General features: G+C 71.1%; 5 protein-coding genes and 1 pseudogene. 5 read left to right on the top strand and 1 reads right to left on the bottom strand.

The window, feature by feature from the left end; translation table 11 throughout:
• The first annotated feature begins 180 nt into the window (after positions 1 to 180).
• The 4 genes and pseudogenes from R6V09_RS46175 to R6V09_RS46160 all read left to right on the top strand — a co-directional run bounded on the left by R6V09_RS46175 (position 181) and on the right by R6V09_RS46160 (position 3,589).
• A complete protein-coding gene (locus R6V09_RS46175) occupies positions 181 to 951 on the top strand; it encodes a hypothetical protein (protein WP_317887461.1) in 771 nt (256 codons plus the stop codon).
• 33 nt (positions 952 to 984) lie between these two features.
• Positions 985 to 1,743 carry a GntR family transcriptional regulator gene (locus R6V09_RS46170; RefSeq protein WP_317887460.1) on the top strand — a complete coding sequence of 253 codons (759 nt, stop codon included), beginning with the start codon at positions 985 to 987 and terminating at the stop codon, positions 1,741 to 1,743.
• Between the two features lie 80 nt (positions 1,744 to 1,823).
• A pseudogene (locus R6V09_RS46165) lies at positions 1,824 to 2,748 on the top strand (FAD-dependent oxidoreductase); the annotation flags it as partial.
• Positions 2,749 to 2,830: 82 nt separating this feature from the next.
• On the top strand, positions 2,831 to 3,589 hold the full coding sequence (locus tag R6V09_RS46160) for a phosphonatase-like hydrolase (RefSeq protein WP_317887459.1): 759 nt from the start codon (positions 2,831 to 2,833) through the stop codon (positions 3,587 to 3,589).
• Here R6V09_RS46160 and R6V09_RS46155 read toward each other — a convergent pair.
• Positions 3,535 to 4,314 (bottom strand): HAD-IIA family hydrolase, encoded by a 780-nt coding sequence (locus R6V09_RS46155; RefSeq protein ID WP_317887458.1) that lies wholly within the window; start codon positions 4,312 to 4,314, stop codon positions 3,535 to 3,537. The genes R6V09_RS46160 and R6V09_RS46155 overlap by 55 nt on opposite strands.
• Before the next feature lie 114 nt (positions 4,315 to 4,428).
• On the opposite strand from R6V09_RS46155, the gene R6V09_RS46150 reads away from it, so the two are divergent.
• The coding region (locus R6V09_RS46150) for a hypothetical protein (protein WP_317887457.1) at positions 4,429 to 4,847 on the top strand (419 nt) is incomplete at its 3' end.

Raw genomic sequence — 4,847 nt, 5'->3', positions numbered from 1 at the left:
CGGGCGGACGGGTAGGCGGACGGGTAGGCGGTCCGGGAGGGGGTGTCCTTGAAAAAGTGTGTCACTCTTCTCAGATCTGTCACACTTCCGCCGAACAGGGGTCCCGCCGCGCCCGTTCGAGGCACACCTCCGGCCGCGTCACCCTCCATCGGCCCCCATCTCCGGCACGCTCATGTGCTTATGCGACTGCCCCTGAGACCGCGCACCCCACTGCGCACACCGCTGTCCCTCTGCCTCGCCGCAGCCGCCCCCCTCCTCGTCACCGCCGCACCACCGGCCCACGCGGCGGACGCCATCCCCGGCTGCGCCGCCCCCGACGCCCGCAGCTTCCCCCTCACCACCCGCATCCACGACGGCCCCGACACCTACGAGGCCGGCGGCGGCTACGGCACCTGGTACCTCGACCTCACCAACACCACCGCCCGCCGCTGCACCGCGATCCACCCGGTCGTCGTCCTCGTCGACCAGCAGCGCGCCCTGAAGCCCGCCCAGCCCAGACTCGACTTCTATGACGGCAGCAGCCCGCGCCCGCACCCCGTCCGCTTCGCCACGACCGACGAGGCCGAACTCGTCGGCGCCTTCGACGACGGCTTCCCGGGCTTCACCGTCGACCCCGGCAAGACCCTCACGGTCAAGGTGCGCCTCGCGCTCGCCCCGGACACCGGACCGAACGAGATCACCGCCAACGCGGCCGTCGTACAACGCCATGCCGACGACGGGGACTGGGTCGGCCAGTCGAACGACTACCGCTTCGACATCGAAGCCCCGGAATCCACCACACCCACCACCTCCCCGACGGTCCCCTCCGCCGCGACCCCGCCCGCCGAGGACCTCTCGTTCACCGACGAACTCGCCCGCACCGGAATCGGCACCGCACACCTCGCCCTCGCCGCCACGTCCGTCCTCCTCGTCACCGCCGGCGCCCTGCTGCTGGCCCGGAAGCGCCGATAACGCGGTCGGCCCCGCTTCTGCGACCATCTCCGCGTGGACTACCCGAACGACCAGGCCCCCGGCGCCCCCGTCCGCTCCGGCATCCCGGAGCACGGCCGCATCCCCAAGTACTACGCGGTGAAGGCCCAAATCGCCGCGCTGGTCGACGAGTTGGGGGAGGGCGCCGTGATCCCCACCGAGCGCGACCTCACCGAGCGGTACGAGGTCGCCCGCGAGACCGTCCGGCAGGCGCTGCGCGAACTCGTGCTGGAGGGCAGGCTGCGCCGGCAGGGGCGGGGCACGGTGGTCGCGGGGCCCAAGCTGGAGCAGCCGCTGGCCCTGGCCAGTTACACCGAGGGCGTACGACGCCAGGGGCGCACCCCGGGCCGCAGTCTCGTCACGCTCGACCGCTTCCCCTGCCCCGACGCCCTCGCCGCCGAGACCGGACTGACCCGCGGCGAACCCGTCTGGCACCTGGAGCGCCTGCTGCTCGCCGACGAGGAACGGGTCGGCCTCGAAAGCACCTATGCCCCCGTCGCCCGACTCCCGCACCTGGACACCGACTTCGACCCCGACTCCTCCTTCTACGGCTACCTCGACGCCCGCGGCATCCGCTTCGGCGACGCCGACGAACGCATCGAGACCGTGCTCGCCACCCCGCGCGAGGCCCTGCTCATCGGCACCCCGCCCGCCCTGCCGATGCTGCTGATCCACCGAGTGTCGAGGGACACGGAGGGACAGCCGCTGGAACGGGTGCGGGGCCTGTACCGGGGCGACCGCTTCTCGTTCGTCACCAACCTAACGAATCGATAACGGGTCTAGCCCAAAGGGAAGACCTGGTTCACGCTCTAGGCGTGAGAGTCACAGTCGTCGGAGGCGGCGTGGTCGGCACCATGCACGCCTGGCAAGCAGTCCAACGCGGCCACGAGGTCGTACAGATCGAGCGAGAGGCGGAGGCGCGCGGCGCGTCCCTGCGCAACTTCGGACAGATCTGGGTGAGCGGCCGAGCGGGCGGTGAGGAACTCGAAACCGCCCTGCGGGCAAGGGAGTTGTGGGAGGAGATCGGCCGTCGAGTCCCCGGTCTCGGCTTCCGGGCCAACGGCTCGCTGACCCCGGTGCGCGGCCCGCGCCGTCAACCCCGCCCTGCGCGGCGACTTCACCGCCGCCCTGTACTGCGAGCGCGACGCGGCGGTGGAGCCCCGCACCGCCCAACTCGCCCTGCGCGCCGAGCTGTCGAAGTCCCCGCACTACACCTTCCTGCCGGGGCGCGAGGTCCGCGAGGTCGTCGGCGAGCACGCGGTACGCGACGACCACGGGGACATGCATCCCGCCGACGCGGTGATCCTGTGCACGGGCGCCTGGCTCGGCGGACTCGTCCGCGAACTCGCCGGACCCGAACTCCCCGTCCGCCGCGTCCGGTTGCAGATGATGCAGACCGACCCGCTCGGCGAACCACTCACCACCTCGGTCGCCGACGCGGACAGCTTCCGCTACTACCCCGCCTACCGCGGCCCCGCCCTCGACCGACTCGCCACGCACCAGCCCCAGTCGCCGACCGCCGCCGCGCACGCCATGCAACTCCTCATGGTGCAGCGCGCCGACGGCGGCCTGACCATCGGCGACACCCACGAGTACGAGCACCCCTTCGCCTTCGACACCGTCGAGGACCCCTACGACCACCTCACCGAGGCCGTCGAGTCGCTCCTCGGCCGCCCTCTCCCGAGGATCCGCCGCCGCTGGGCCGGCGTGTACGCGCAGTGCACCGACCCCGCCCGCGTCGTCCACCGCCAACAGGTGCGCGACGGCGTGTGGTTGGTCACCGGCCCCGGCGGACGCGGCATGACCTGCTCCCCGGCGATCGCCGAAACCACCGCGAACGAACTGGATTGGTGAGCCACCGATGAACCAGGACACGAACCAGGACATGAACCAGGACATCCGTCTCGTCGTCCTCGACATGGCCGGTACCACCGTCGCCGACGACGGCCTCGTCGAAGAGGCCTTCACGGCCGCCGCCCGGCACCTGGGCGCGGAACCCGACGCCATGCTGGACCACGTCCGCGCCACCATGGGCGAGTCCAAGATCTCCGTCTTCCGGCAGCTGTTCGGGACGGAGTCAAAAGCGCGGGAAGCCAACAAGGTCTTCGAAGCGGCGTACGCGGAACTCGTCGACGGTGGCCGGGTCACCGCCCTCCCCGGCGCCCGCGAAACCGTCGAACTGCTCAAGTCCCAAGGCCGCACAGTGGTGTTGACGACCGGTTTCGCCCGCACCACCCAGGACGCGATCCTGGCCGCCCTCGGCTGGCAGGACCTCGCGCACCTCACGCTGTGCCCCGCCGACGCCGGCGGCCGGGGACGCCCGTACCCGGACATGGTCCTCACCGCGTTCCTGCGGACGGGCGCCGCAGACGCCGTAGGACAGATGGCCGTCGTCGGCGACACCTCGTACGACATGCTCAGCGGCGTCCGCGCCGGGGCGGGAGTGGTCGCCGGTGTGCTCACGGGGGCACACCGGCGGGACGCGCTGAGCGGCGCGGGCGCGACGCACGTCCTCGCCTCGGTCGCCGAACTGCCCGCACTGCTCGCGGAGTTGGCGCCCGGGAATCAGACCAGGTCGACGATGTCCGCGATGGAGTCCACGACCTTCGTCGGGCGGTAGGGGTAACGGTCGAGGTCGGCCCTGGTCGTCAGACCGGTCAGCACCAGGAAAGTCGTCATACCGGCTTCCAGCCCGGCCAGCACATCGGTGTCCATCCGGTCACCGATCATGGCGCTGGTCTCCGAGTGCGCGCCGATGGTGTTCAGCGCGCTGCGCATCATCAGCGGATTCGGCTTGCCGACGAAGTACGGCTCCTTGCCGGTGGCCTTGGTGATCAGCGCGGCGACCGAGCCGGTCGCGGGGAGGGCGCCCTCGGGGGAGGGGCCGGTGTTGTCGGGGTTGGTGGCGATGAACCGGGCCCCGTCGTTGATCAGCCGGATCGCCTTGGTCAGCGCCTCGAAGGAGTAGGTCCGGGTCTCGCCCAGGATCACGAAGTCGGGGTCCGAGTCGGTCAGTACGTAACCGGCGTCGTGCAGCGCCGTCGTCAGTCCGGCCTCGCCGATGACGTAGGCGGTGCCGCCGGGGTGCTGGTTGTCCAGGAAGCTGGCGGTGGCCAGGGCTGAGGTCCAGATGTTCTCCACCGGCACCTCAAGGCCGATCCGGTTCAGCCGGGCGTGCAGGTCGCGCGCGGTGTAGATCGAGTTGTTGGTGAGGACCAGGAACGGACGCCCGGTTTCCCGCAGCTTCTTGATGAACGCGTCCGCACCGGGCACCGGAACGCCCTCGTGCATCAGCACCCCGTCCATGTCGGTGAGCCACGATTCGATGGGCTTGCGCTCTGTCATGGCGACCATGCTATGCACTCCCGGTCACACCTCCCCCATACGGAGCAATCGGGCCCCGCCAGGGATGCGCGACCAGGTGACGAGGAGGAGTCTCCAGATATCTGGAGGTTCACGATGGGCTCACTGAAAGTCACTCTCTGTGCGGGCGCGGCGGTCCTCGCGGCGCTCACCCCGACGGCGTACGCGGCGGACGGAGGCACTGTCTCGGTGACCCCCGCGTCCCCCGCCCCCGGCGCCGAGGTCGCGCTCAAGATCAGCGGCTGCGCGGGTACGACGGGCTCGGCGGCGTCGGACGCGTTCGTCGCCGACGCGAAACTCGTCGGCACGGCCGGCACCCTCGCCGGCGAGACACAGGTCCGCTCCGCGCTGGAACCGGGCAGCTACGACGTGAAGATCACCTGCGGAAGCGTGACGGTGAAGGGCGCGATCAAGGTCGTAGCGAATGAATCCGCGTCCCCCTCCGCGCAGCCCCCCGCCTCACCCGTCGCCCCCGTCCACGCGGGCGGCGGCGGCACCGCGCACCTCGCCGCCGT

It is taken from the genome of Streptomyces sp. W16 (assembly GCF_033194735.1).
Classification (GTDB): domain Bacteria; phylum Actinomycetota; class Actinomycetes; order Streptomycetales; family Streptomycetaceae; genus Streptomyces.
The sequence above is the reverse complement of the archived record's forward strand: the minus strand, read 5'-3'. Positions and strand labels throughout refer to the sequence as shown.